General features: G+C 39.7%; 31 protein-coding genes. 13 read left to right on the top strand and 18 right to left on the bottom strand.

The genetic code is table 11. From position 1 onward, the window contains the following. Window positions 1–30 precede the first annotated feature (30 nt). From bioA to BLO34_RS11925, 4 genes are read right to left on the bottom strand one after another with little or no spacing between them, the layout of a single operon-like run. Window positions 31–1,305, bottom strand: a complete 1,275-nt coding sequence (gene bioA / locus BLO34_RS11940) for an adenosylmethionine--8-amino-7-oxononanoate transaminase (protein WP_090755596.1) — start codon at window positions 1,303–1,305, stop codon at window positions 31–33. Continuing rightward, a complete protein-coding gene (gene bioD / locus BLO34_RS11935; protein ID WP_090755594.1) occupies window positions 1,302–1,919 on the bottom strand; it encodes a dethiobiotin synthase in 618 nt (205 codons plus the stop codon). The genes bioA and bioD overlap by 4 nt, the downstream gene beginning before the upstream one ends. Then, entirely contained in the window at window positions 1,912–2,325 is a 414-nt protein-coding gene (locus BLO34_RS11930) for a DUF2007 domain-containing protein (RefSeq protein WP_090755593.1), read from the bottom strand. The genes bioD and BLO34_RS11930 overlap by 8 nt, the downstream gene beginning before the upstream one ends. Continuing rightward, window positions 2,322–3,443, bottom strand: coding sequence for an aminotransferase class I/II-fold pyridoxal phosphate-dependent enzyme (locus BLO34_RS11925; protein ID WP_090755591.1), 1,122 nt, complete (start codon window positions 3,441–3,443; stop codon window positions 2,322–2,324). Before BLO34_RS11925 ends, BLO34_RS11930 begins: the two co-directional genes overlap by 4 nt. Before the next feature lie 152 nt (window positions 3,444–3,595). Here BLO34_RS11925 and BLO34_RS11920 point away from each other — a divergent pair, with 152 nt between their 5' ends. The 4 genes from BLO34_RS11920 to BLO34_RS11905 are packed head-to-tail and all read left to right on the top strand — an operon-like array spanning window position 3,596 to window position 7,343. Beyond that, the gene (locus BLO34_RS11920) at window positions 3,596–5,827 is read left to right on the top strand and encodes an ATP-binding protein (RefSeq protein WP_090755588.1); all 2,232 of its coding nucleotides are present in this window, start codon (window positions 3,596–3,598) and stop codon (window positions 5,825–5,827) included. Further along, window positions 5,805–6,230 (top strand): response regulator, encoded by a 426-nt coding sequence (locus tag BLO34_RS11915; protein WP_090755586.1) that lies wholly within the window; start codon window positions 5,805–5,807, stop codon window positions 6,228–6,230. Before BLO34_RS11920 ends, BLO34_RS11915 begins: the two co-directional genes overlap by 23 nt. A 2-nt stretch (window positions 6,231–6,232) precedes the next feature. Then, window positions 6,233–6,796 (top strand): response regulator, encoded by a 564-nt coding sequence (locus BLO34_RS11910; protein WP_090755585.1) that lies wholly within the window; start codon window positions 6,233–6,235, stop codon window positions 6,794–6,796. A gap of 1 nt (window position 6,797) precedes the next feature. Next, complete coding sequence (locus BLO34_RS11905; RefSeq protein WP_090755583.1) at window positions 6,798–7,343, top strand: biliverdin-producing heme oxygenase; 546 nt, start codon at window positions 6,798–6,800, stop codon at window positions 7,341–7,343. An 88-nt stretch (window positions 7,344–7,431) separates the two neighbouring features. Here BLO34_RS11905 and BLO34_RS11900 read toward each other — a convergent pair whose 3' ends face one another. The 5 genes from BLO34_RS11900 to BLO34_RS11880 all read right to left on the bottom strand — a co-directional run bounded on the left by BLO34_RS11900 (window position 7,432) and on the right by BLO34_RS11880 (window position 13,762). After that, window positions 7,432–7,707 carry a F0F1 ATP synthase subunit epsilon gene (locus BLO34_RS11900; RefSeq protein ID WP_090755582.1) on the bottom strand — a complete coding sequence of 92 codons (276 nt, stop codon included), beginning with the start codon at window positions 7,705–7,707 and terminating at the stop codon, window positions 7,432–7,434. Between the two features lie 69 nt (window positions 7,708–7,776). Beyond that, entirely contained in the window at window positions 7,777–9,285 is a 1,509-nt protein-coding gene (gene atpD / locus BLO34_RS11895) for a F0F1 ATP synthase subunit beta (RefSeq protein ID WP_090755580.1), read from the bottom strand. 215 nt (window positions 9,286–9,500) lie between these two features. Further along, window positions 9,501–11,348, bottom strand: a complete 1,848-nt coding sequence (gene glmS / locus BLO34_RS11890) for a glutamine--fructose-6-phosphate transaminase (isomerizing) (protein ID WP_090755579.1) — start codon at window positions 11,346–11,348, stop codon at window positions 9,501–9,503. Window positions 11,349–11,354: 6 nt separating this feature from the next. Continuing rightward, window positions 11,355–12,935: a DUF4270 domain-containing protein gene (locus BLO34_RS11885; protein ID WP_090755577.1), complete on the bottom strand. Its 1,581-nt coding sequence runs from the start codon at window positions 12,933–12,935 to the stop codon at window positions 11,355–11,357. A 2-nt stretch (window positions 12,936–12,937) separates the two neighbouring features. After that, window positions 12,938–13,762, bottom strand: a complete 825-nt coding sequence (locus BLO34_RS11880) for a glycogen/starch synthase (protein ID WP_090755575.1) — start codon at window positions 13,760–13,762, stop codon at window positions 12,938–12,940. Between the two features lie 74 nt (window positions 13,763–13,836). Here BLO34_RS11880 and panC point away from each other — a divergent pair, with 74 nt between their 5' ends. Genes panC through BLO34_RS11840 form a run of 8 tightly spaced genes read left to right on the top strand, consistent with a single transcriptional unit; the run spans window position 13,837 to window position 19,716 of the window. Then, entirely contained in the window at window positions 13,837–14,718 is an 882-nt protein-coding gene (panC, locus tag BLO34_RS11875) for a pantoate--beta-alanine ligase (protein WP_231959486.1), read from the top strand. Between the two features lie 36 nt (window positions 14,719–14,754). After that, entirely contained in the window at window positions 14,755–15,105 is a 351-nt protein-coding gene (panD, locus tag BLO34_RS11870; protein ID WP_090755574.1) for an aspartate 1-decarboxylase, read from the top strand. A gap of 3 nt (window positions 15,106–15,108) precedes the next feature. Continuing rightward, window positions 15,109–16,077 carry a YbhN family protein gene (locus BLO34_RS11865; protein WP_090755572.1) on the top strand — a complete coding sequence of 323 codons (969 nt, stop codon included), beginning with the start codon at window positions 15,109–15,111 and terminating at the stop codon, window positions 16,075–16,077. Between the two features lie 49 nt (window positions 16,078–16,126). Further along, the gene (gene radA, locus BLO34_RS11860; RefSeq protein WP_090755571.1) at window positions 16,127–17,497 is read left to right on the top strand and encodes a DNA repair protein RadA; all 1,371 of its coding nucleotides are present in this window, start codon (window positions 16,127–16,129) and stop codon (window positions 17,495–17,497) included. 31 nt (window positions 17,498–17,528) lie between these two features. Then, window positions 17,529–18,026 carry a TlpA family protein disulfide reductase gene (locus tag BLO34_RS11855; protein ID WP_090755569.1) on the top strand — a complete coding sequence of 166 codons (498 nt, stop codon included), beginning with the start codon at window positions 17,529–17,531 and terminating at the stop codon, window positions 18,024–18,026. Continuing rightward, the gene (locus BLO34_RS14800; protein WP_090755568.1) at window positions 18,026–19,156 is read left to right on the top strand and encodes a peptidoglycan DD-metalloendopeptidase family protein; all 1,131 of its coding nucleotides are present in this window, start codon (window positions 18,026–18,028) and stop codon (window positions 19,154–19,156) included. Before BLO34_RS11855 ends, BLO34_RS14800 begins: the two co-directional genes overlap by 1 nt. A gap of 46 nt (window positions 19,157–19,202) precedes the next feature. Continuing rightward, window positions 19,203–19,457 (top strand): type II toxin-antitoxin system Phd/YefM family antitoxin, encoded by a 255-nt coding sequence (locus tag BLO34_RS11845; RefSeq protein WP_090755566.1) that lies wholly within the window; start codon window positions 19,203–19,205, stop codon window positions 19,455–19,457. Window position 19,458: 1 nt separating this feature from the next. Further along, on the top strand, window positions 19,459–19,716 hold the full coding sequence (locus BLO34_RS11840; RefSeq protein WP_090755564.1) for a Txe/YoeB family addiction module toxin: 258 nt from the start codon (window positions 19,459–19,461) through the stop codon (window positions 19,714–19,716). Window positions 19,717–19,800: 84 nt separating this feature from the next. Here BLO34_RS11840 and BLO34_RS11835 read toward each other — a convergent pair whose 3' ends face one another. From BLO34_RS11835 to BLO34_RS11825, 3 genes are all read right to left on the bottom strand, one after another. After that, window positions 19,801–20,562 carry an exodeoxyribonuclease III gene (locus BLO34_RS11835; RefSeq protein ID WP_090755563.1) on the bottom strand — a complete coding sequence of 254 codons (762 nt, stop codon included), beginning with the start codon at window positions 20,560–20,562 and terminating at the stop codon, window positions 19,801–19,803. A gap of 66 nt (window positions 20,563–20,628) precedes the next feature. After that, window positions 20,629–21,201 carry a hypothetical protein gene (locus tag BLO34_RS11830; protein WP_090755561.1) on the bottom strand — a complete coding sequence of 191 codons (573 nt, stop codon included), beginning with the start codon at window positions 21,199–21,201 and terminating at the stop codon, window positions 20,629–20,631. A 27-nt stretch (window positions 21,202–21,228) separates the two neighbouring features. Next, window positions 21,229–22,329, bottom strand: a complete 1,101-nt coding sequence (locus tag BLO34_RS11825; RefSeq protein WP_090755560.1) for an isoaspartyl peptidase/L-asparaginase family protein — start codon at window positions 22,327–22,329, stop codon at window positions 21,229–21,231. A gap of 101 nt (window positions 22,330–22,430) precedes the next feature. On the opposite strand from BLO34_RS11825, the gene BLO34_RS11820 reads away from it, so the two are divergent. After that, window positions 22,431–22,964, top strand: coding sequence for a 3-hydroxyanthranilate 3,4-dioxygenase (locus BLO34_RS11820; RefSeq protein WP_090755558.1), 534 nt, complete (start codon window positions 22,431–22,433; stop codon window positions 22,962–22,964). A 68-nt stretch (window positions 22,965–23,032) separates the two neighbouring features. Here the strand turns inward: BLO34_RS11820 and BLO34_RS11815 are convergent, their stop codons facing one another. The 6 genes from BLO34_RS11815 to BLO34_RS11795 form a co-directional block, all read right to left on the bottom strand. After that, on the bottom strand, window positions 23,033–23,617 hold the full coding sequence (locus BLO34_RS11815) for a fasciclin domain-containing protein (RefSeq protein WP_090755556.1): 585 nt from the start codon (window positions 23,615–23,617) through the stop codon (window positions 23,033–23,035). A gap of 136 nt (window positions 23,618–23,753) precedes the next feature. Continuing rightward, entirely contained in the window at window positions 23,754–24,152 is a 399-nt protein-coding gene (locus BLO34_RS11810) for a hypothetical protein (RefSeq protein ID WP_090755555.1), read from the bottom strand. 1 nt (window position 24,153) lies between these two features. Beyond that, window positions 24,154–24,315, bottom strand: coding sequence for a hypothetical protein (locus tag BLO34_RS14585; protein ID WP_157686803.1), 162 nt, complete (start codon window positions 24,313–24,315; stop codon window positions 24,154–24,156). Further along, window positions 24,312–24,701, bottom strand: coding sequence for a GTPase (locus tag BLO34_RS11805; RefSeq protein ID WP_090755553.1), 390 nt, complete (start codon window positions 24,699–24,701; stop codon window positions 24,312–24,314). Before BLO34_RS11805 ends, BLO34_RS14585 begins: the two co-directional genes overlap by 4 nt. Next, window positions 24,701–25,720, bottom strand: a complete 1,020-nt coding sequence (gene pheS, locus BLO34_RS11800; RefSeq protein WP_090755552.1) for a phenylalanine--tRNA ligase subunit alpha — start codon at window positions 25,718–25,720, stop codon at window positions 24,701–24,703. Before pheS ends, BLO34_RS11805 begins: the two co-directional genes overlap by 1 nt. 40 nt (window positions 25,721–25,760) lie before the next feature. Further along, window positions 25,761–26,453, bottom strand: a complete 693-nt coding sequence (locus BLO34_RS11795; protein ID WP_090755550.1) for a hypothetical protein — start codon at window positions 26,451–26,453, stop codon at window positions 25,761–25,763. Window positions 26,454–26,616: the final 163 nt, after the last annotated feature.

Below are 26,616 nucleotides of genomic sequence, written 5' to 3'. Positions count from 1 at the left end.
TTCTTAAATAACGTGTGTGATGGCGGTAATCTATCGCGACTCCAAAAATTCTAAAATCGTTTCATACAAAAACTCAAGTTCCTGAGCCGTGGTAGTAAACGGTGGCACTAAATAGATAGTTTTACCTAGCGGTCGCAGAAAGATACCTTTTTTCCAAAACCATTGGAATATCTCGTTACGCTCATTACCATAACGTTGCATTTCTAGATCAAGATCAAATGCGAGAATGACGCCGCAATGTCTCACCGCAGCGACTAAGGAATGCTCCTGCAGTCGTTTGGCAAACAAAGCGTGAGCGTTATTTATGAGTTTTATACCATCTTGAATCTCATCAGAAATCAACAAGTCAATGGCTGCTCCAGCCACAGCACATCCCAGCGGGTTCCCAGAATAAGTGTGCCCATGAAAGAAACCGCGGCTTGTATCATCACTCAAAAATGCTTCATAAACTTCCTGCGTACAGCTGGTGATAGCCATAGGCATGATGCCTCCAGTTAATGCTTTGGAAAGACAAATAATGTCGGGTTTTGTCAGGATCTGATCACTTGCAAAATAAGTACCTGTTTTTCCAAAGCCTGTCATGACCTCATCTGCGATGGTAAGGATTCCGCTTTCGCGAAAGCGAGATAACAATTTATCCATGACACTCGCATCATTCATCTGCATGGCAGCGGCACCCTGAACCAATGGCTCGTAAATAAAACTGGCAAATTGGTACTTTTCAACAAGTCGGTCAATCTGCAGCAAAACCTCGTCTATGTTGTGCTGGGTAGGCACAGGAATGCGCTCTACCTTGATGAGTAGATCTTCAAAAGGCCCATTGTAAACCGACAATCCAGAGGCACTCATCGCACCAAAAGTATCACCGTGAAATCCACCATCCAAGGCAATGACCGCAAGTCGCTTCTCGCCACGATTGAAGTGGTATTGAAAGGCCATTTTCAAGGCGATCTCTACACTGGTAGATCCGTTTTCTGAGAAAAATAATTTGGACTGATTTGCAGGAAGAATGCTAAGTATTTTTTCTGAAAGATTTACCGCTGGTTCATGGGTCATTCCAGCAAATACTACATGATGTAAATGTTGCGATTGATTTTGTAAAGCACTGATCAGTGTAGAGTTACAATGTCCATAACTGCAAGTGTACCAACTTGATATCGCATCAAAATACTTGATGCCCTCATGATCAAATAGATAATTTCCCTGAGCATGTGAAATCGCCAATGGCGGCATCGCAGTCTTGTGCTGGGTCAATGGATGCCAGATGTTTGCCGCATCTTTCTTCAATATCTCGCTGGCATTCATAATTGCTCAAGTTTTGACTTGAAGAGACTCGCATATTCATCAACAATTTTAGGAGTGATGCTATCGTGTTTCTTGATATGACCTATCGTTGGGACGCTGCTCATTTTTTCAATAATCTCAATAGTACCGTCTAGATCCACATGATTATAAATGATCCCAGCACATTTAAGCCCTCGAGACTTTAAATAGGCAATGCTTAACAACGTGTGGTTGATGCTTCCCAGATAACCAGAACTGACCAAGATGATTTTGTCTGTTGGCTCTATCAGGTCTGCTATTGTTTGCTCATTGTTGATGGGTACTAAGATTCCGCCGGCGCCTTCAACAACTAGATTTTTAGAAGTTTTAGGTCTTACAATTTTATTTAATTCGATGGTAATTCCGTCAATTTCTGCGGCCTTGTGTGGACTCATGGGCGTTTTGAGTCGGTAGGATTCTGGATGAAAGGTGCCTTTAAAATCATGTAAGAGTTCTTGCAGCGTGCCGCGGTCAGTTTCGGTCAGGCCGCTTTGAATGGGTTTCCAGTAATCTGCATCTAGTGCTTTTGTGACGATAGCCGCAGCAACTGTTTTTCCAACATCGGTTCCTATTCCTGTAATAAAATAACTACTCATGTAAGTCAAATTCATATGCACAGTTGGTGCATTTGTATAGTTTATGTTTTCGCAGTGGTAGTAGGCTGTAAGTGATCGCTTTGACAATTTCCATAAAACCTGTAGCGCTATTGATGTCTTGTTGCTCTCGCACTTTTCGCTTTTTGCAATTGGGACAAATGATGTAGTTTGTGATGCGTTGTGATAATTCTGGCGATGACTTTTCTATGATGCCTAATGCTTTGATGAAATCTTCAACATACACGTCCATTTTTACGCCACCTATAGCATTAGTCGCAAATGGATCTGATGCGATGGTAAACTCGTCCCGTAGAAACACCTCAATGTTCTCACTTTCCAGTTTGCTCTTGATGACCGCTGCTTCCGCTGGGTATGAAAATGTCGCTACCGTACGGAATTTGTTCATCGTTTTTTAAGTATTGCAGCTAAGGTATGAAGCATTTTCTCGCATTGTTCTATCGTGTTGAAACTATGTAGGCAAATGCGCAGTCGTTCCTCACCAGCTGGTACGGTTGGAGAAAGAATAGGCCTAATGTCATAGCCCTTTTCCTGTAATTGCAATGCTGCCTTTTTCACGACATCATTATCTGGAATGATACAGGTTTGTATGGGAGTTACGCTTTCGCGAAAGCGTAATCTCAAACCACTTTGAACTACCAGTCTATTGAATTTAATAACGAGAAGCTGCAGGTTCTCCACTTCTTTAGAATCCTGCGCCAAAAGATCGTAAGCATTTGAAATACAATTTAATGAATGCTGAGGAAGCGCTGTAGTGTACACAAAACTACGCGCAAAATTGACCAGAAACTGATTGAGGTCAAAGCCTCCCAAAACAGCGGCGCCATGGCAACCCATGGATTTGCCATACGTAACTATGCGGGCAAAAATATCATCTTGCAGGTTTTGAGACTGTGCGAGACCTTCACCATTATTTCCCACCGTTCCCAATGCGTGAGCCTCATCCAGAATGATATGGACATTATCTTTATTCTTAGCCAAATTGACAAGCTCCACCAAGTTAGGCATATCACCGTCCATGGAAAAGACACTTTCTGTGATGATGTAAACCTCTTGATTTTCTTCTTTGGAAAACTTGTCCAATAGAATCGATAAATGACCCAAATCGTTATGACGAAATTTGAGCGATTTAGCGTCACTCAACTTCATGGCATCCCTAATGCTGGCATGCACGTATTCATCATACAATATCAAATCACCTCGTTGTGCAACGCTGCTAATCAGACCCAAATTTGCATCGTAACCAGAGTTGAAAATTAGAGCAGATTCCGTTTTATGGAAAGCGGCTATTTTTTGTTCAAGTTGTTGACAGATCTCCGTTTGTCCAGTTAATAGTCTTGATCCAGTTGCTCCATGTTTGTTACTGGAAGCTGGTTTCAGTTTGTTTGAAAAACCCAAATAATCATTAGAAGAAAAATCGATTAGACCAGACGTTGTCCTGAGTTCGCGCATGCTTTTATTAGCATGTCGGCGGGCCAGTTTGACAAGAAGTTTTTCTGGAATCATAGATGCAAAAATAGGAGAAAACAGATGGCGCGGTAGTCTACCGGCTCATAGAGTTTTTAAAAGGCTCAATAGTGCGTTCAAAATTGTTAATGTATTATTAAAAGTAGGAAAAGTCCTTGGGCTAATCTTTTAATATTACGGATCTTTCTTGCATGCAACTAACCAGCTATCCTGAAAAGACGGATTTAGAAACCTGTGAGCAGGAACCCATTCATCTTATCCCCAAAATTCAGCAACATGGATTCATGGCTGTTCTGAATTCTGAAAATGAAATACTTCAAATAAGTGACAATGTTTCCAGCTTCATAGATGTCGATCCACATCAAGCTATAGGTAAAAATCTAGATTTTATTTGCGATGATTTCACAGTACAGGGATTTGAGAAATGGAAACAACGCAAGTTGGATCACATGCCGCTTGCATTCTCCAGAAATGAACAAAAATATCTGGGACTACCTCACACGGTTGATGATCTATTTATCATAGACGTGGAACCGTTGATGGATGATTGGGATTCTTATGGATTTCAACAGGAAATGCTCCATATTCTTAGTGCTCTAAATGCTACCACAAGTTCATCTCAACTTAAGGATAAAGCTGCAGAATTATTAAAACAGTTACTGGGTTATGATCGTGTCATGATCTATGAATTCGATGAGAATTGGAACGGCACCGTCGTAGCGGAATCTAAGGAAGATCACCTAGAATCGTGGAAAGGTTTGCATTATCCAGCAGGTGATATACCTGCTAACGCTAGAAAATTATTTTTAAAACAAGGTGTTCGCATCTTGAGTAATGTCTCGTCAGCTTATAGCGATGTTATTCCAACGATTAATCCTGTATTGGGCTCTTTAGTACCTACCGGTAACTCACATTTGAGAGGGTCGTCTCCTATCCATATTGAGTACTTAAAAAATATGCAGGTAGATGCTACTCTTAATTGCGCGATTGTCAAAGATGGCCAATTATGGGGATTAATAGCCTGTCATCATTATTCACCTAAGTTCATAGGCTTTCATAGAAGAAAATCCTGTCAATTACTTTCTGAAATGATCGGGAATCAATTGAATGTAAAGAATACAAACCAAATACTTGAAAAGGTGAATGGTTCCACGTCAACAAGAGCCCAGTTGGTTAGTAATATAAGCTGTGATTGGGATCTTGTCGCTGGAGTTTGTAATTATGATATTACTGGTAAGAATTTAGTTAACAGTGATGGTTTTGCGGTTTTTTACAATGATGAATATAGAACTGTAGGACACTGTCCTTCTAGATCACTTGCAGAGCAGTTGATTGATAACTTAAATGTCAAACTTGACACTTCTCAATATTACGAATCGAACTGCCTCATAAACGATTTTGAATGGATGGATGATCATTCTCAAGACTTTTCTGGAATGTTATATCACAAATTGAGTCGTGATGGCAAAGATGCTGTGATGTGGTTTAGGAAAGAACAGGTTTCTCAGGTGACTTGGGGCGGCAAGAATGTCAAAACTTCTTCAAACAGTTATAAGGAAGAGAGGCTGTCGCCACGCAAATCCTTTGAAAAATGGACTGAGGAAGTTAGATGCACCAGCCAGGAATGGAAAGATTTTGAGAAAGCTGCGGTAAGCGCATTTGTGGATGATTTGAAAAACGTCATCGTTTCTAGGTATGGAGAAGTCAACCGTTTGAATAAGCAATTGGAAAATCTCAATCAGGAATTGGAAAGTTTTAGCTACAGCGTTAGTCATGATTTGAGGGGACCGCTGCGTGGTATCGATGGCTTTGCACAGATCCTAATGGAGGATTATGGTGAATCTCTAGATGAGTTCGGTAAAAAATCAATTCAGATTATTATCAATAGTGCTGAGAAAATGAATGGTCTCATGGATGATATCTTGAGCTATTCAGGCTTGAGTAAAACGGAAATCATCAGCGGCTATCAGGATGTGGTAGAACTTTGTAAAACCATTGTTTTAGAGCATCGATTAGAAATTAAATATCCCAATACCACTATCTTAATTCAGGAAGACATGCCTGCAGTCTTTGGAGATAAGATGATGGTATTGCAGCTATTTTCTAATTTGATTACCAATGCTTTCAAATATTCCTCTAAAGTAGATGGGCCTCAAGTGGAAATAGGGTCCTATGAAAAAGATGGTAGAGCGATTTATTATGTCAAAGACAACGGCATAGGTATTGATCCCAAATACCAAGAAAAGATTTTTGGAGTGTTTACAAGATTATTCACGACAGAGTATGAAGGTAGCGGTGTAGGACTTGCTATTGTTCAACGTATTATACATAGACATCGAGGAGAAATCTGGGTGGAAACAGACATCAACAAAGGAGCAACATTTAATTTCTATTTAGAAAATGGACCAGATCAAGAGCGCTAGGAACATATTTATCATAGAAGATCGACTAGAAGATATTGAGTTGATATCGCGTGCCATTTCTCGACAGTTTGAGAATGTCCATTTAATAGCAGTTTCTGATTCTGAAGATTTATTGAATCAAATATTAAGTGGTGATCTTAAAAAATCCAGACCTAGCCTTTTACTTATTGATATCAATATGCCTAAAGTTTCTGGGATTGAAATATTAAAAGCTTTGGATCTTCAGAGCGAACTAGATCGAATCCCACGAGTGATATTGAGCTCCAGTGACCATCATAAGGATCTAGAAGATGCCTATGCTAACAGTGCCAACAGCTATATTATCAAACCTGGAAGTTATAGTGACCTTAAAATAAAATTAAAAAACGTGGTCGACTACTGGTTGAACACAAATACTATATAACGATGATTAAAGAGCCACTTAAAATACTTGTAGTAGAAGATAATTTTACTGATGTTGCCTTGATACAGCGCCAGATAAGAAAATGTATTCAGGATCCTGAAATCGTCGTTAGCGACAAGATTATACAGACCAGACATGCCATGAAAACGTTTATTCCAGACGTTGTTTTCACCGATTTTCAATTGGTTGGATTTACGGGATTAGAAGTCATTGAAAATGTTCAAGAAATCTATCCCAACATCCCAATTATTGTTATCACGGGAACGCTTAATGATGAAGAATTGGCCGCCAAAGTCGTCATGCAAGGTGCCTCTGGATTTCTGCTTAAAAAAAATATGTCAAAACTTCATGAGCGATTAGAACCTATGCTCAAAAGAATTTTAGAAGATAAAGCCGTCGTTCTTTTGAAATTGGAAAAAGAGCGCAAGGAGCGTGAGAAATTAAATGAAATCCAAAGCCTATTAAAAGAAGCCGCTCAATCACATAATAGTTCTGAATACACTCAAGATTACTACAAAAAAATCCTGATGGGAATAGAAGACCGCATTAAAACCATCATCAAGTAATATGAACATTTTGGAACGCCTGCGTGCTGAAACTCGTGAAGCCCACATAAATCTGGAGCAGATCAGCGGCGCTGGTAAAATAATGGATCATACTATAAGCTTGGATGAATATATTAAAGTTTTAAAGGCTAATTATATCGCTTACGCGAAAGTAGAATCACAATTATCACCCTTACAAAATGAATCAATTGCAAGTTGGATAGCAGCAGATTTGCATTTACTCAATGAAAATCTTCCCGAGATTCACGACAATTTTAAAGTAGAAAACGAGATGCAGCGCCATGGTGTAATGTACGTAATTGAAGGATCGTTGCTAGGTGGCGCCATGATTGCAAAACACATCACAGAGTGTCCTAAACTCAAACACTTACCTCAACAGCAATTTTATGCTCCTGCGAGTCCAGATAGGGCAAAACGCTGGCGTGGTTTTACAAGTCATATGAGCTCCCTACAATTATCAGATTCACAAGCTGATCAAATTGTTCTAGCAGCTAATGGCACTTTTGAACTTTTTAGGCAATCTTTTATGGGTGTTGATAACGTTTAGCGTGTGACGGTGATTAAAACTGAATAATTGCAATAAAAAAAGCCTCGATTCCATGAATCGAGGCTTCAATATTTTAGTTCTAATAAATTTAATCTGCTAAGACGATCGCTTTGTTGTTGTTCATTTCAAGAACACCACCTTTAATCTTAAAGTCGGTTGTATTACCATTTTTGGTAAACTTGTCAGCTACCGCAGGTTTCAACTCTACATTTCCAAAAATCTTTACAGTACCGTTAACCAGCAATGAAACGATAGGTGCGTGATTGTCAAGCATCTGAAATTCTCCTTCAACACCTGGCACAGAAACAGATTCAACATCGCCGCTGTAAAGTGTTTCCTCTGGAGTAACTATTTCTAAATACATCTTTGTTTAGTTTTCAGTAACGGTCTTAATTTTCAAAATGATATTTGAAAATGAGACTGTCGACTGTATTTATGCTTCCACCATCATTTTCTCACCAGCCTCAATTACTTCCTCAATAGTTCCTTTAAGGTTAAAGGCACTTTCTGGAAGTTTATCTAGCTCACCATCCATGATCATGTTGAATCCTTTGATAGTGTCTTTGATGTCTACAAGAACTCCTTTAAGACCTGTAAACTGCTCTGCCACGTGGAAAGGTTGTGATAGGAAACGTTGAACCTTACGAGCACGGTAAACGGCTTGCTTATCTTCTTCAGAAAGCTCTTCCATACCTAGAATCGCAATAATATCTTGTAATTCCTTATAACGTTGCAACAACTCCTTAACGCGTTGTGCACAGTTGTAGTGATCATCACCTAAAATATCAGCTGTCAAAATACGAGATGTGGAATCTAGTGGATCTACCGCTGGGTAGATACCTAGTTCTGCTATCTTACGAGACAACACCGTTGTTGCATCAAGGTGAGCAAATGTTGTCGCTGGTGCAGGATCCGTCAAGTCATCTGCAGGTACGTAAACCGCTTGTACAGATGTAATAGATCCTTTCTTAGTAGATGTGATGCGCTCTTGCATCGCACCCATTTCAGTTGCGAGTGTTGGTTGATAACCTACCGCAGATGGCATACGTCCTAGAAGTGCAGACACCTCAGAACCTGCCTGTGTAAAGCGGAAGATATTGTCAACGAAGAAAAGAACATCTTTTCCTTGACCATCAGCACCACCATCACGGAAGTATTCTGCAATCGTCAATCCAGAAAGTGCCACACGAGCACGTGCTCCTGGTGGCTCATTCATTTGTCCAAAAACGAATGTCGCTTTTGACTCTTTCATTACTTCTTTATCGACAGATTTCAAATCCCATCCGCCTTCTTCCATAGAGTGCATAAATGCATCTCCGTATTTTATAATACCTGATTCCAACATCTCACGTAGAAGGTCATTCCCTTCACGTGTGCGCTCACCAACTCCCGCAAAAACAGAAAGTCCACCGTGACCTTTAGCAATGTTATTAATCAATTCTTGAATCAATACCGTTTTACCAACTCCAGCACCACCAAAAAGTCCAATCTTACCACCTTTTGCATAAGGCTCGATCAAGTCAATTACCTTGATACCTGTAAAAAGAACCTCTGTTGAAGTAGAAAGGTCTTCAAATGCCGGCGCAGATCTGTGAATGGAAAGTCCATCTTCACCAGTTTTAGGCAAATTACCTAAACCGTCGATCGCGTCACCAATTACATTAAAAAGACGTCCATATACATCATCACCTATAGGCATCTTGATAGGATTTCCTGTAGCAAGTACCGCAGTACCTCTACTCAATCCATCTGTAGAATCCATGGAGATTGTTCTAACCGTGCTCTCACCTATGTGTGATTGCACTTCAAGAACCAATTTGTTTCCCTTCAAGTCAATTTCTAACGAATCGTAAATGTTAGGAAGAGCACCTTGCGTGCTATCAAATGTGACGTCAACCACCGGGCCGATGATTTGTGAAACTTTACCTGTAATTTGAGACATTCTATCCTTTTTTTAAAACTTAAAAACTTGGCTTCCAAAGCCTTTTTTCAGTGGCGCAAAGATACTGCATTCACATTTATTTAAATAAGTGATTTTTTACTTTTTTCTACTTTGGAAAATTGATGTGATGTTGATGTCTGTTCCGCTTTTGCGAAAGCGTAAAAAACAAAAGCCTCATTACAGGAATGAGGCTTGATAATTTATAAAATCTTAGATTACTCTACAGTAACCGATTTTGCAAGATTACGTGGTTGATCTACATTTCTATCCAAAGCAATAGCAATATGATATGAAAGTAACTGCAACGGAATGGTCGTCAATAAAGGGGTCAAACATTCCAGCGTATCTGGTACTTCAATTACATGATCTGCAAGAGCTCGCACATCTTTATCACCTTCAGTAACGATTCCTATAATCTTTCCCTCACGGGATTTGATCTCTTGAATGTTACTCACCACTTTCTCGTAATGTCCTTTTCTAGTGGCAATCACCACTACTGGCATTTGCTCATCGATGAGTGCAATGGGTCCGTGCTTCATTTCTGCCGCTGGATAACCTTCTGCATGGATATAGCTTATTTCTTTAAGTTTCAAAGCACCTTCAAGGGCTACTGGAAAGTTGAAACCACGACCTAGATATAGACAATTCTTTGCATCCTTATATACATGAGCAATTTGCTCTATAAGATCATTTGATTCTAGCGCTTTCTTGACCTTATTAGGTATACTTTCAAGCTCAACTAAATATTCATGAAACTTACTACGCGAGATAGCACCTTTCTTTTTGGCCATTTGAAGAGCCATAAGAGTTAAAACCGTAATCTGAGTCGTAAAAGCTTTAGTTGAAGCCACTCCTATTTCTGGTCCTGCGTGTGTATAGGCACCAGCGTGAGCCTCTCGTGATATAGAACTTCCCACAACATTACAAACGCCAAAAACAAAAGCACCGCTTTCTTTGGCCAATTTAATGGCGGCCATAGTATCTGCCGTTTCTCCACTTTGAGAAATAGCTATTAAAATGTCATCCTTATCTATGATAGGATTACGATATCTAAACTCTGATGCATATTCAACCTCCACTGGTATTCTAGCTAGTTCTTCAATAACGTATTCTGCGACTAGACCGGCATGCCAGCTTGTTCCACATGCGACAATAATAATACGTTTTGCACTTAAAAACTTATTCATGTGCTCATCGATACCAGCCATTTTTATAATGCCTTGATCTGGAAGCATGCGGCCTCTAAAAGTGTCTTTTATTGCTTGCGGTTGTTCATAGATTTCCTTCAGCATAAAGTGCTCATAGCCACCTTTTTCAATCTCTTCTAGATTCATTTGCAATTCCTGTACATAAGGATCAACTAATGAATCATCAAAAATCTTTCTGACCTTGATCTCTTTATGAGTGCGAACTATAGCCATTTCACCATCTTCTAAATAAATGGCGTTTTTTGTGAACTCTAAAAACGGACTAGCATCTGAGGCGATGAAGAACTCATCTTCCCCAACTCCTATCGCAAGTGGTGAACCCAAACGGGCAACTATGATCTCGTCTGGTTTATTCTTATCAAATACAGCAATGGCATAAGCACCGATAGTTTGATTGAGCGCAATTTGCACTGCTTTACCCAACTTTACATTTTCTTGTTTTTGAACATCCTCAATCAGGTTTACTAAAACCTCTGTGTCAGTATCAGACTTAAATGTGTAACCTCTTTTTGTTAGCTCTTGTTTAAGTGAATCATAGTTCTCAATAATTCCGTTATGTATAATAACAAGATTGCAGTTGTTCGAATAGTGAGGATGAGAATTCACATCATTAGGAACACCATGCGTCGCCCATCTGGTGTGACCTATACCAATATTACCAGTAATCGAAAAATCCTTCTCCATCTTGGCCTGAAGGTCTGCTACTTTTCCTTTAGTCTTACAAACTTTTAGATCTTCACCATCATAAAGTGCAATACCGGCACTATCATAACCGCGATATTCTAATCTTTTTAAACCATTGAGAACAATGGGATAAGCATCTCTCTTACCTATGTATCCTACAATTCCACACATATACGTTTAATTTACTACTGTATAAAAGATTTTCAATTTCAAGCGTTTTTCAGGGTCTTCACTTGTTCTAGCGACATTCCCGTAAAGAACAGTTCCTTCAGGTGAAACAGCACTACCTGTAGGGATATTTTCAATTTGAAGAGGCTGTGTTTGATCCTTAACTCTAGACACTCCAGAAGAGTTTAAGTTTTGAGAAATGCTTAGGCTTAACCTCCTATTTTCAGTCGTTCCATTGAGAATACTTGTGATATATTGAGTCAAACTGATGTTGTACTTCAAACCTTTATTAGTAGTGTCATCTCTTTGCAAAATTCCAACACCAACTATGGTCCGGTCAACGGGATCATACAATACTATATTCTCTGGCTCTGCAGATGTAATGTCAGAAGTGAATGCATCATCATCGACAAAAATATCAAGACTTGCTTCATTAATTAATACGTCTAAATCCATAAAGCTAGACAATTGATCTGCCACTCCATCAGGACCTCCGTTAACACCACCAACTAAATCAGGGCCGAACAAATCAATAAAAGAAACTGCTCCTGGACCACCCTTTAAATACAGCCGATCTGAACCATTTACAGGATCATAAGAGTTTTCAATTTCTTGTTCAACGTCATCTGGAATGTCTTGACTAACAAATACCGCTCGATTGCCTCGTATACTAATTTCATAGGTTGAATCTACATTAAGTATTTCTTCAGTATCACCATTCCCATTAGTATCATTAATGTCTTGAAATTTTGAAATATAACTTATAACAATTCTAGCCTGAGAAAGATTCAAGTATGATAAATTGCCTTCAATATCATCATCAGTCACCTTAAAGTAAAGACCTCTAAAAGCATTTTGAAACTGACTGTCACTTGAAAATCTAAGAACTCCTGAATCATCTACTAATAAATCTCTCCAAAAACTTGGCTCTAAACTCAATCTTAACCTTGGGGATAATCGTTCAACAACTGTAGTTTCTTCATCCTCTGTTTCTTGAATGATGATCTCTTGATTGCTTGGTCTAAAGTTCTGCACAGTTACAATATCGTTCAAAAACTCTATTGGATCACCTTTAATATCATCTACCTGATCGCCTAAATCAGAATAATATGCAGCAGATTGCTCCACGTCGTTAGGATCAAAACTATTGAGGAAAAAATTGTTTTCAAATATTTGAAAATCTACAGTCCCAGAGCCGTAAATTGAATCCAATTCATAAGTTGTTACTTCACCATCAACTCCAGTTGGAGTTGAAAAATAAGGTATTTCAAGAATTACACTTTCAAATTCGGCATCTTGACTGAAATCAATTCCGGTTCCGTTAAGGCTTAACTGAGTAACGAAATCATGAGTAGAGGTTCCATATATTGGGTCCTGATACCTTCCAAATTGAACAGATCCGAAGTTATTAGTCTGCACTGGATTTAGTCTTGCACTATATGCGGTGACCTCAAAATCCTCTTCGATTATAGTATTATCAATATCAATTCCTAAAAACCCACTTCCTAATTCGGTTGGATCTGTGTCACAACTAATTAGAACAAAAACGATGGCAATAACCATCGTTCCATACTTCAATAAATTCTTCATTACTATGCTTCTTCTTTTTCGTTAAGGACTTTATCAAGGTAAAACTCCTCATAGGCATCAGCAAAATCTTCTGGTGATTGGTAATCCAAAACAGGTTTTTCCTGAGAATCAATAAAACTTTCAAGATCCTTATCCAGAGTTTCACTTCCCTTGATGATTGCATCACTGTAGACTACAGCACTACGCATAAGGTTTAAATAGGAAGGTTCCTTAAAAGAACTAATCACCTTGTCATCCAGAGCGTCGAACTGTAGTTTTTCATACATTTCTTCATTTAACGTTCCTTCAAAGGATTGATTGTAAACAGAAGTAACTATTTTACTTTCTTCAAAAAGCGGGTCTGTCCCGTAGTAATTTCTTAAGTATAATGGAAGTAAGCTGGCCAGCCATCCATGTACGTGGATGATGTCTGGAGCCCAGTTTAATTTCTTTACGGTTTCAATAACACCTTTTGCAAAAAACATGGCTCTCTCATCATTGTCCTCAAAGAGATCTCCGTTTTCATCGGTTAAGGTTGCTTTACGTTTAAAATATTCATCATTATCGATAAAGTAAACTTGCATGCGTTCCTTAGGAATGGAAGCTACCTTTATAATTAGTGGCATATCAAGATCGTTGATCACCATATTCATACCACTTAAACGAATCACCTCGTGTAGTTGATGACGCCTTTCATTAATATTACCAAACCTTGGCATGAAGATTCTGATCTGACCACCACGATCGTTCACCATTTTTGGTGCGAAATAAGACATGGATGATGCTTCGGTTTCTGGTAAATAGGGAATAACTTCTGAGGATACGTATAATACTCTTTTTTCCTTCATAATCGATTTTTGTCGCCTTTCTTCTAGCAGATTGCAAAAATACGTCTTTTCTTGCACATTGACTTGTAAACCTTATGTTTGTAGGCTATTTACCCAATTCTCAAATGGTTTTTACAGCTCATAAAAAGCTATCCCTTTTTTTAGACGATATAAGATATACCCATAACTCCATAGGCTTTGTACCTACAATGGGTGCACTTCATGATGGCCATCTCGCTTTAATGAGTAAGGCTCTAGATGAAAACGATTTTTTGGTAATTTCCATATTTGTCAATCCTACCCAGTTCAACAATAAAGCAGATCTGGAAAAATATCCTCGACTTTTAGAACAGGATCACAAAAAAATCCTTGCTCACATTTCAAAAGATCAATTTGTTCTTTACGCACCAGCAGTTGAAGATGTTTATGGAAAAAACGCGACATCAAACAAATACGATTTTGGTAGTCTAGAAAACGTAATGGAAGGAGCACAGCGTCCCGGGCATTTTGATGGAGTTGGTACCATTCTAGAGTTTTTGTTCAAGGTTGTCAAGCCAGATCGTGCTTACTTTGGAGAAAAAGATTTCCAGCAATTACAGATTATCAAAGAGCTAGTGAAAATTCTTGGATTAGACCTAGAAATCGTGGGGTGCCCTATTCATCGTGAGAAGAGCGGTCTGGCAATGAGCTCTAGAAATGGCCGCTTATCACCAGAAAGTTTTGAGAAAGCTGCTCATATTTATAGGACTCTTTCAGAATCGAAAGCGTATTTTCAAGATCACGATATCAAAGAGACTATAGATTTTGTAGAACAAAAGATCAACGCCATAGCAGAATTCGAATTAGAGTACTTCACTATTGCAGAAGAACAAACATTGCTACCGGCATCTAATAAAGAAGCCAATAAAAAATATCGAGCATTTATCGTCGTCCACCTTCAGGACGTGCGTCTCATCGACAATATTCCGTTGTATTAGTATTTCCTTAATATCTACAAATCGTATCTTTGCCGCATGTTAATTACAGTAGTAAAATCAAAGATTCACCGTGTCAAAGTTACCGGCGCAGACCTTAATTATATAGGTAGTATCACCATTGATGAAGATCTTATGGATGGTGCCAACATTGTGGAAGGCGAGAAAGTACAGATCGTCAACAACAACAATGGTAATCGTCTGGAGACCTATGCTATTCCAGGACCACGAGGTAGTGGAGAAATCACTCTCAATGGAGCGGCGGCACGACTGGTTGCAGTAGGCGATGTTCTTATACTTATCACATACGCCCAGATGACTATGGAAGAAGCGCGCAATTTTAAGCCTAGCCTTCTTTTTCCTAACGAGAAGGACAACACACTTTCCTAGGGCTTGAAAAAAACGCTCGTCAAGATTTTAAAGATCCTTCTTCCTATACTTTTAGGAGGTTTTTTGATCTACTTATCTTACTCTCAATTCACATCAGCGCAGCTAGAAGAAATTAAGGTATACCTGCGCGATGCAGACTATAGCTTTATAGCTTTAGGAATGTTATTTGCGATGCTCAGTCACTTATCCAGAGCCTGGCGGTGGAATTATATGCTGGCGGCACTGGACAAAAAGCCTACTTTTCTCAACAATATTATTGCCATAGGTTCAGGTTATGCCATGAATCTTATCATACCGCGCAGTGGCGAAGTCACACGGGCCGTCATCGTTAATCGTACAGATGATATTCCAGTGGATCAAGGTCTGGGAACCATTATTGCAGAGCGTGTACTGGATTTCATTTTGCTACTTGCGATAACAGCTACCGCAATGCTCACGGCGAGCAACGAGATTCTCAAATTCTTTGAAAATGGTTTAGAGTCCGCTTTCGCGAAAGCGAATCCTATCAAAATCATCACCTACTCCATTATCCTAATTATCATTATATCAATTGGGGTTGTGTTGCTCAAAAAGCTGAAGCTCTTCCAAAAAGTAAAAGGCTTTTTAGCAGGTATCAAAGACGGGTTCAAGACGATCTGGACCATGGAGAAAAAGTGGTGGTACCTCGCACACACCCTTTTTATCTGGTTCATGTATTTAGCGATGTTTTATGTATGCATTTTTGCAATTCCAGATACAGACAGCATGCCTATAAGTGCGGTTCTTTGTGCTTTTGTGGCTGGTAGTTTTGCCGTGGCATTCACAAACGGCGGTTTAGGTGCATATCCTTATTTAATTAGTCAGGTGTTACTCCTATTTGGATACAGCGCAGTTGTAGGTACTGCTTTTGGGTGGATTGTCTGGTTATCTCAAACGTTTTTGGTGATTATTTTTGGGCTTATATGCTTCCTGCTTTTTTCAATGCGCAAGTAATTTTACCCTAGGTTCCACATCTTAATTTTTATCTTTCCAAAAAATTCTCATGGCTAAAACCAAGACCACATTCTTCTGTCAAAACTGTGGAGCGCAGCACTCACGCTGGCAAGGACAGTGTACCACCTGCAAAGAATGGAACACGTTGGTGGAAGAAGTCGTTGAAAAAACTGCCAAGAAGGACTGGTCGCAAAATGTTGAGGAGAACTCGCTTTCGCGAAAGCGAACTCAAAAACCACTACGCATCTCACAAATTGATGCGACTGAAAGTCCCAGAATGGACACCACAAATGCCGAATTCAATCGGGTGCTGGGTGGTGGTCTTGTGCCTGGATCAGTGACTTTGCTGGGCGGTGAACCTGGAATTGGGAAATCGACACTGCTGTTACAGTTGTGTCTCAATCTGCCTTTCAAAACGCTCTACGTTTCTGGTGAAGAAAGCGCCCAGCAGATCAAAATGCGCGCAGAACGCATCAAGAAAAACGTCGATAATTGCTACATACTCACTGAAACCAAAACACAAAACATATTCCGTCAGGTCGCAGAAAATCAACCGAATGCGCTGATCATTGATTCTATCCAGACCCTGCAAACGGATCATATTGAAAGTACTGCTGGTAGTGTCTCACAGATTCGAGAATGTACTGGTGAACTTATCAAATTTGCCAAGGAAACTAACACGCCAGTGATCCTGATAGGACATATTACCAAAGATGGAAATATCGCTGGACCCAAGGTTCTGGAACATATGGTCGATACTGTGTTACAATTTGAAGGTGACCGTAACCACACCTACAGAATTCTACGCGCACTCAAAAACCGATTTGGTTCTACACATGAAATTGGTATTTATGAAATGTTAGGCCACGGCTTGCGCGAGGTAAGCAATCCCAGTGAGTTGCTTATTTCACAACGTGGCAGCAGTTTGAGCGGTACCGCAATCGCAGCTACTATGGAAGGAATGCGGCCGTTGATTATTGAAGTACAGGCGCTGGTAAGCACTGCGGTTTATGGGACACCACAGCGCAGCGCAACTGGTTACAACCTCAAACGACTTAATATGATTCTTGCTGTGCTGGAAAAGCGTGCAGGGTTCAAATTGGGCCAAAAGGATGTTTTCCTAAACATTACAGGTGGAATCAATGTGGACGATCCAGCAATTGATCTTGCCGTTGTCGTTGCGGTTTTATCCTCCAATTTTGATATTGAAATTTCATCCCAACATTGCTTTAGTGCAGAGGTTGGTCTAGGTGGTGAGATAAGACCCGTTAGCAGGTTGGAGCAACGAGTTAACGAGGCGTCAAAACTTGGTTTTGAAAAAATATTTGTAGCACCTTCAAAAACTGCCCTAAAAAACAGCGGCACACAAATCCAGACCGTTTCTAAAATTGAAGAACTTGTAAAATTTTTATTTGCATAAAATGAGATACTCCTTAATAACCCTTTGCTTTTTGGCACTACTAGCCGTTTCATGTCATCAGAAACAGGAAAAACAGCGATATGCAGATGTAGACACATCCTCTAATGAAGTTCTACACCTTACTGATCCTGATGACTTTTACTATTCTTTGGAAGATTTAGTCGAAGCGCATCCAGATAAATTCGTTTACGTGCATTTCTGGAACAGCTATGAAACAAATTTTAAAGAAACCATGAGAGCTATGGAAAAGCTGGAGAAAGATTTCAAAGGAAAGGATCTTGTTATTTTAAACATTTGCCTTGAACCAGTAATGAGGCCGTTTTTGACACACCTTGACATTACCGTTTTAGAGAATAATTACATAGCACGTAATTTCCCAGAAGCCACCTTTTTTGATACCTACGATTTTATAGGTTTGCCTCGTTTTATGATTTATGACAGGAAAGGTAAACTTATCGACCAAAACGCGATGAGCCCCTTGAACGAAAACCTAGAACCTACCCTACAGGCGCTCATTGAAACACCCTAGTGTCCGTATTTAGAAAAAATATTGTTCCCTTAATCGTGATTACTGCTGTAGTTGCCGCGGTACTCACCTATTTCTACAGGCCAGAATATTTTGATTTTATAATTCAGCCATCTGCTCGTAGCATCTATGAGCGCTCTCTTGAAAAAACCCCAGGTCAATTAGATCAGTGGAAAAAATTGACCACGCTTGCAAAACAGGATAGCGTCAATATCAATGAGTCCTTTAGCGAGAATATCATAACCTCAACTAGATCACCTTTTAGTGCTGGTTATATGGTTGATATCGCTCAAGGCGAAAGCTTGCTAGCCACCGTCAAAACAGACACCATAAATTCTTCGTGGATTTTGGAAGCCTACTCGTTAAATGGTGATTTGTTACAGACTGCTGTAGCTACTGATTCCCTTATGACCATCTTGATTAGAGAAAGAGAATCGTCAACGATTAGATTAGTGGTGCAATCGTTCCTAGAACTAACCGACACTACCTTGCTGAAAATATACAAGCAACCCATTCTTGAATTCCCGCTGGCTGGAAAAGGGAATGATGCTATACAATCTTTTTGGGGAGTTGCTAGAGATGGTGGTCGCAGGTCCCATGAAGGAAACGATATTTTTGCAGACCGTGGTCATCCTGTGGTCGCAGCCGCAGATGGCAGAATCAGCTCTGTACGCGATAGAGGTTTAGGCGGTAAACAGATCTGGTTGCGCGATGAACTTACCGCTTCTAGCCACTATTATGCACATCTAGATTCGCAACTTGTAACCTCAGGCCAGCGCGTTTCTCGTGGCGACACCATAGGTTTAGTAGGCAATACTGGCAATGCAAGAACCACACCGCCACATTTACATTTCGGATTGTATAGAACTGGTGGAGCAGTAGATCCAAAACCATATATCTGGAAAATCCCAATTCCAGCCGATTCTGAAATTCTTCCTATCGATTCAAGAGTCATAGGTTCTGGATCAGGAGCCAACTTGCGCAATCAACCCGATGCTAATGGCGGACTTTTACGCAGTATTCAAAATGATAGGTTGACGATTTTAGGAAATGCAAAGGATTGGTATCATTTGCGAACCGCTGATAGTCTGGCTGGATTTGCTCATAAATCAGTAATTAAATTGATAGAGTAAAATTCAATTTTGTACGTATATTTGTACAATATTAAATACATGTATTATGCAAACAGCCACTGTTTCAGACTTTAGAAAGGATATAAAGACCTATTTGGATAACGTAGTTAAGAACTTTGAAACTCTAATTATTAATCGAGGGAAAAAAGCTGGAATTGTAGTTATGTCGTTGGATGAATACAATTCACTTATGGCCACGAATCATGAATTGACTTCTCGTTCTAATGAGCAGAGACTTGATGCCGCCATCCAAAAGTTAAAAGAAGGTAAGGGCAATGAAAAGGAACTTATTCTAGATTAGAATGAAGTATATTTTCGTTGATGAATCCTGGGAAGATTATTTATACTGGCAAAGAACTGATAAAAAGAAAGTCAAAAAGATTAATGAACTTCTTAAAGATATATCGAGAAATCCATTTGAAGGAATAGGTAAACCAGAACCTCTAAAACATAAATATTCTGGATTTTGGTCTCGCAGAATCGATAGTGAACATCGGCTCATTTATCAATATAGGGAAAGTGAGATCCTAATTGCTAAATGTAGATTCCACTACGATTGAAAACCGTTTAGTTTTAAAAAACCTATTCTTGAGGTGGACTTGCTTGAAAACCCTTATATATTGTTGAATAGCCTTTGGCTCAAATTACTCTACCTCAATCAAAACTGGACAGTGGTCACTATGAACGGCACTGCTTAAAATCACTGATCGCTTAACATTAGGGACCAGTTGCGGTGTCACCATATGGTAATCTAATCTCCAGCCTTTATTCCTGGCACGTGAACCGCCGCGGTAACTCCACCAGGTGTATTGGTCAGGCTCATCGCTAAATAACCTAAACGTATCCACAAATCCACTTTCGACTAGACGGTCAAACCATTCACGTTCTTCTGGTAAAAATCCAGAGGTGTTTTTTAAGCGTACTGGATCGTGAATATCTATAGCTTTATGACAGATGTTGTAATCGCCACAAACGAGCAGCTCCGGAATTTCTTTTCGTAACTCGGTGATGTATTCTAAAAACTCTTCCATGTACTGAAACTTGAAATCAAGTCGTGCATCACTGGTGCCGCTAGGCAAATACATACTCATAACGGATAGTCCATCAAAATCTGCTCTCAGATTTCGGCCTTCATTATCCATGGTTTCTATACCAGTTCCATATTCCACATGGTTAGGTTTTGTTTTGGAGATGATTGCAGTTCCAGAATATCCTTTTTTCTGTGCGCTGTAATAATACTGGTATTGGTATCCAGCATCAGTAAACGCCTGCGTGTCCACTTGATCTTCCATGGCTTTAATTTCCTGCAAGCACAAGACATCTGGATCTGCAGCGGTAAGCCATTCTATAAAGTCCTTTTTCATTGCGGCACGTATGCCGTTAACGTTGTAGGATATAATTTTCATTTAGTTTGATTTGTTGATTTGATTCTAAAATAATGTGGTTATTGTGAATTTCAATTAAAAATTGATTCACGAAATCCATGACTTTTCGATTCGCTGAAAAACCCAAACTCCTTCAATTTTTTTGAAAGTACATGTATATCCGCCGCCACTTAAATACATTATTTTTTTATGATGCTTACTTACAACCCAGCTATTATCAATTGATATGGTAGCGAAGTCTCCATCAATACTTATAAGACTGAAAGATGCATGTAAAAAATCTTCTCTCGTTTTATCTGATATTTTTTGAAGCTCTTCTCTACTTTTAAGCGAAAACTTCACTTTCCCAATGGAGCTAGGAACTTGGTTCTCTTCTAAAAAAGAAAGGGAATTGTTCCAATCTTCACGATTTTGGAAATCAGTTTTTGAATTTTGATATTCCTTCGATACATAAATTCGATCCTTTTTCCAGATCAATCTATAACCAGCAATATCCTTTTCTTTTACAAAAGCTCGTTCCAGAGATTTATAAACCAATTGCTTTAAATCAGTATCTACTTTGTTTTCCTTTTTAACTGGTTTAAAGTGCTTGTCTTTGACATACAAAGGCTTTGAGCAACCTGCCAGTATAATGATTAATAACAGAGTATAAAGCCTCATGTTTTTTCTATCTCAGGTCGTTAAAAATCAATCCTTATACATACCAACAATCAAATCTCCTTTGTCATTCATCATGGCGCGATACATTCCTGGTGTGTTGAAATCCATGGAAACATTACCGTAGTGATCTAGTGCCACGACGCCACCAGTGCCGCCTAGCTTGACTAGTTTATCTTGAATGACTTTATCGGTAGCTTCTTTTAAAGTAAGGCCGCTGTATTCTATAAGTGCGCTTATGTCATAAGCTACTTGTGCTCTTATGAAGTACTCACCGTGTCCCGTCGAGCTTACACCACAAGTCGCATTGTTTGCATACGTCCCACTGCCTATAATAGGTGCATCACCTATGCGTCCGTATTTTTTGTTTGTCATACCACCAGTGCTGGTTCCTGCGGCGATGTTTCCGTTTTTGTCTAGTGCGACGCAGCCTACCGTACCGTATTTTGAATCATTGAAATAGGGATCTTTCAACTCTAGCTGGCGCAGTGCGGTTGTTTTTGGTTCTGTCATTTGCTTTTCGGCTTCCATTTCGGCTTCTTTTTCTAGTACGCGTTGCAAACCTTTGAATCGGTTTTCTGTATAGAAATAGCTGTTGGATACGATCTCGATGTTTGGATCTTGTAACGCTTTCGCGAAAGCGTCTGCCCCATCACCACTCAATAAAACGTGCTCTGAGTCGGTCATCACCTTTCGCGCAAGCGAGATAGGATTTTTTACGGTAGTCACACCGGCAACGGCTCCTGCGTTGAGCGTCGCACCATCCATAAAACTTGCGTCCAATGAGTTGATCCCATCGTGAGTGAACACAGCGCCTTTACCACTATTGAAAAGCGGTGAATCTTCCATAACGCGTATCGCTGCCTCTACCGCATCCATGCTGCTACCACCATTTTTGAGAATCTCGTGGCCCGTCTGGATCGCCTCGGTCAATTTTGCGTTGTATTCCTTCTCCAATTCTGGAGTCATGTTTTCTTTGAGTATGGTTCCCGCACCACCATGAATCACGATGGCAAACTCGCTGGTTTGCTCTGGTGTGTTGGTAGGTTCGACAGCTTCAGGAGCTTCTGAATTTTGATCCTGACAAGAAATCATGAATACAAGGGCGACTAGAAATAATAAGTTTTTCATGGGAATTGATTTGGTTTACAATTTACAATAAATAGCAGCAATCGTTGAGTTCAAACAGAACGAACTCTATCGTTTTTCCTACCTTTAAAATAAAAATTGTTATGTCTATAAAAGCTCCTTTCAACCTTAATAAATGGGTAGAAGAAAACGGCGAAAGCCTAAAACCACCCGTAGGAAACAAAAATCTGTATAAAGATGCTGGTGATTATATCGTCATGATTGTAGCTGGACCCAACGCTCGTAAGGATTATCATTATAACGAAACTGAGGAACTATTCTACCAGCTAGAAGGTACGATTGAGGTTCACGTTCAAGAAAACGGAGAGAAGCGTACGATGCAATTAGGACCTGGTGATATGTACTTGCATCCTGGTAAAGTCCCACATTCACCAGTACGTCATGAAGGTTCTATAGGACTGGTTATCGAACTTAAACGAGTGAGTAAAGATGCTGTGGATGGACTGTTATGGTACTGCGATAATTGTAATAACAAGCTTCACGAAACTTACTTCAAACTGGATGATATTGAGAAGGATTTCCTGCCAAGGTTCAAAGAATTCTTTGAAAGTGAAGAGTTACGCACCTGTGATGTTTGCGGTACCGTGATGGAAACCGACAACCGATTTGTGGAATAAAAAAATCCCGAGATTCTATGATAGAATCTCGGGATTAACATAAGGCTTTTAGGGGTTACCTTTTGTTTTTATTTTTTAGCTGGTAGCAATACTGCATCAACTACATGGATCACTCCATTAGATTGGTTCACGTCTGCAATTGTTACCATGGCAGTTCCACCTTTTTCATCTTCAATATATACATCTCCATCTTCTACGGTAAATGTCAATGATCCACCAGCAACTGTAGGCACTGTTGCACTACCATTGTTTTTTTCTACTAGGGCAATGAGGTCTGCTGCATTCACTTTTCCAGCAATTACATGATAAGTCAATATGGTAGAAAGCGTTTTTTTGTTTTCTGGCTTCAATAATGTTTCTACCGTTCCTTCTGGTAAATCAGCAAAAGCTTGATTTGTTGGAGCAAAAACTGTGAACGGTCCAGGACCTGCAAGAGTTTGTACAAGGCCTGCTGCCTTTACTGCAGCTACTAATGTAGTGTGGTCCTTAGAATTAACTGCATTTTCTACAATATTCTTTGAAGGATACATTTCTGCACCACCAACCATTACTGTTTTTTCTTCCATCATTTCATCTTCTTGGGCAAACGTTGTTTGACCAATAAAAAGTGCTCCTGCGATAAGCGCAATGCTTAAGATTCTTCTGTTTTTCATTGTTATTGTTTTAGGGTTATGACGCATGTATACGTCCTGATTGTGTTGTTAGTATCTTGAACTGCATCGAACTAACCTGCTTTAACCAGATTTTAACGAGAAAGAGAATTTATTGGGAATCTTTGAGAAAACAAAGCTAATCCAGCAACACACCTTGAACGTCCATCACAGGCAAGTCTCTCAAGTTAGATTCAGCGATGGAATGTGGCGGTGCCATAAAAGTCTTGTCGTAAAGGGTCGAGCCTAGAAAGTAAGTCAGAACAAACTCATTCATAAAGGGAAATACATTTTCCATGATGAGTTCTACTTTGATGGAGCTTTTAGCTGGTACGACTTTAAAAGCATGACGGAATGTTGAAGTCTTGCGGCCGTCACGATGCTTCCCACGACTCATGATCATGACAGACTCCAGTGGCTCCTTTAAATTGTTGATGAGGTAAATAATCCAGTCGTGTGATGAGAAGTCTGCGTTCCACTCCTTGACAACTGCAAGATGGACGTCTTTTACGACAGGAATAATGATGTCTTTTTTCAATCTAATTCTTCACTTTTATATAGATCCACAACGCAATTGCTGCAATAATACCAATTCCAGTCAGTGCCACACCAAAGGCAAATTCCAACAACTCACCAATGATAGAGACGATTCCTGCTAGGATCAAACCTATAAATATTACAAATGCCCAGACGTATTTCATGATGTTGTTATTTTAGATTCTAAGGCGCTTATTAAAGCGCTCGTCGTTTTAATTTGATTCATCTCAACCGCGCTCATGAATATCTCTAAACCATGTTCGCTTGCCATCAAAATTAGCGGATAATCATATTTAGGGAGCCATTTGGAATTATAATTCTTGTTAAACTCGTCGATATGCAAAAACTCTAATTCGTTTACGTGGCTTTTGATGAGTTCGCTTTCGCGAAAGCGTGACCATTCAACATTCTCCTTAAAAGCATCAAAAGTCAAATCACATAAACGGCACTTATAGGTGGAAGGACTCACTATTTTGTGAGCGGTATCCAGCCATGCGTTGAGCTTGCCAGAGTTGGCATTATAAACAAAAATCAGTTTGTCAATAGGCATTATAGTGCGCTGGAGAATTGCTTAAGGAAGCGAACATCGTTTTCAAAAAACATGCGAATGTCGCCTATCTGATACAGCAACATCGCGATGCGTTCAATTCCCATCCCAAAGGCAAAACCGCTGTATTCCTCTGGATCAATACCGCAATTAGTCAATACGGCTGGATCTACCATACCACAACCCATGATTTCCAGCCAGCCGGTACCTTTTGTGATGCGGTAATCGGTTTCGGTTTCAAGGCCCCAATAGATATCGACCTCTGCACTGGGTTCTGTAAATGGAAAATAGGAAGGTCGCAAACGAATCTTGGACTTCCCGAACATTTCCTGAGTGAAATAAAGAAGTGTCTGTTTCAAATCGGCAAAGCTCACGTCCTTATCGATGTACAATCCTTCTACCTGATGAAAGATACAGTGGGCTCTTGCGCTAATCGCTTCATTTCTAAACACACGACCTGGAGAAATGGTCCTGATGGGCGGCTGGTTATTTTCCATATAACGTACCTGTACGCTCGATGTGTGCGTGCGCAACAATACATCTGGATCAGTCTGGATAAAAAAGGTATCCTGCATATCACGAGCAGGATGATGCTCTGGTAAATTCAATGCGGTGAAATTGTGCCAGTCATCTTCAATTTCTGGACCTTCACTCACGTTGAAACCTATTCGAGAAAATACTTCAATGATTTGGTTTTTCACCAGTGATATGGGATGACGTGCTCCTATCTCCATAGGATAACCCGTTCTTGTCAAATCACCTAAAACGCCGCCTTCTTCTTCCTTGTTTTCTAGTTGTTCCTTAAGCTGCTGGACTTTGTCCGTTGCTTTTTGCTTTAGCTCATTGATGGTTTGACCAAATTCCTTTTTCTGGTCATTAGGAACTTCTTTAAACGCCGCAAAAAATTCTTTAAGCAAACCTTTAGTTCCCAAGTACTCAATACGGAACTGCTCCACAGCATCAGCATTATCAGCAGTGAATGAATCGACTTTGGCAATATGTTCCTTAACTCTCTCCAGCATGGCGTTTCCTTAATTTGAACCTGCAAATTTACGATATTCTCTACTTTTCAAGTTCCTGTTGATGTTCAATGTCTTTATAGATGTATTGCATGATCCAGAATACAGCCACGCCACCCAATAAGTGCCACAACCAGTGTGTTCCCATCCAGAAAAAGTCAATTTCAAATTTTTTGTCCAGCGTTCTAAAAGAAACGGCTACTACAAATGACAACACGGCATATCCCAAATATCTTGCTCGCTTCCAATTGGTACGGTAGGCATAAACGGCCAGTGGCAACAAAATACCTATAGCGCTACATATATAACCGGTTGATGACCTGTAACCCACAGGTATGGGCAAATGTTCAGGAACCAGGTTGAGAGCAATGATTAGCGATAATAGAACCAGCCTTGCTGGCCATCCACGAGTACCCTTAAATGTAAAATAGAAGGCACATAAAACACACAAAATCACTATGGGAACCCAGTCCATGAGCAGCCATATTTCTGCACTGCGCGTTGCGTGATAAATTGTGCCGCCTATATATCCTATTAAAAAAATAGGAAGTATGATCTTGATTAAATAATGATTCCTTTCAGATTTCCAGACCTTGACCGTGAAATAGATAATCACCGCTAGAAATATAAGATTGCTCCAAGTATTGAACGGCTCAACGGGAAACCGTTCCATGATCGTTTCCCTATAAATGGGACCCGTATCGTTCACCTCTTGAAGTAAAATGCTAAGGTTCATACTATCAGGTTTGGCGGTAAAATTAAGGCACTTTCTTACAATTCTAATGATTATTGTGAGTTCGCTTTCGCGAAAGCGTGCTATCTATAATCCACAGATTAATTTCAGTCAGTAGAATGAGCTAACCATCATTAAATCAAATGATCTAGTGCCTGCCGCATCA

Origin of the sequence: Nonlabens sp. Hel1_33_55, from assembly GCF_900101765.1 — a bacterium.
GTDB lineage: Bacteria > Bacteroidota > Bacteroidia > Flavobacteriales > Flavobacteriaceae > Nonlabens.
This window is presented reverse-complemented; position numbering and strand designations above follow the sequence as displayed.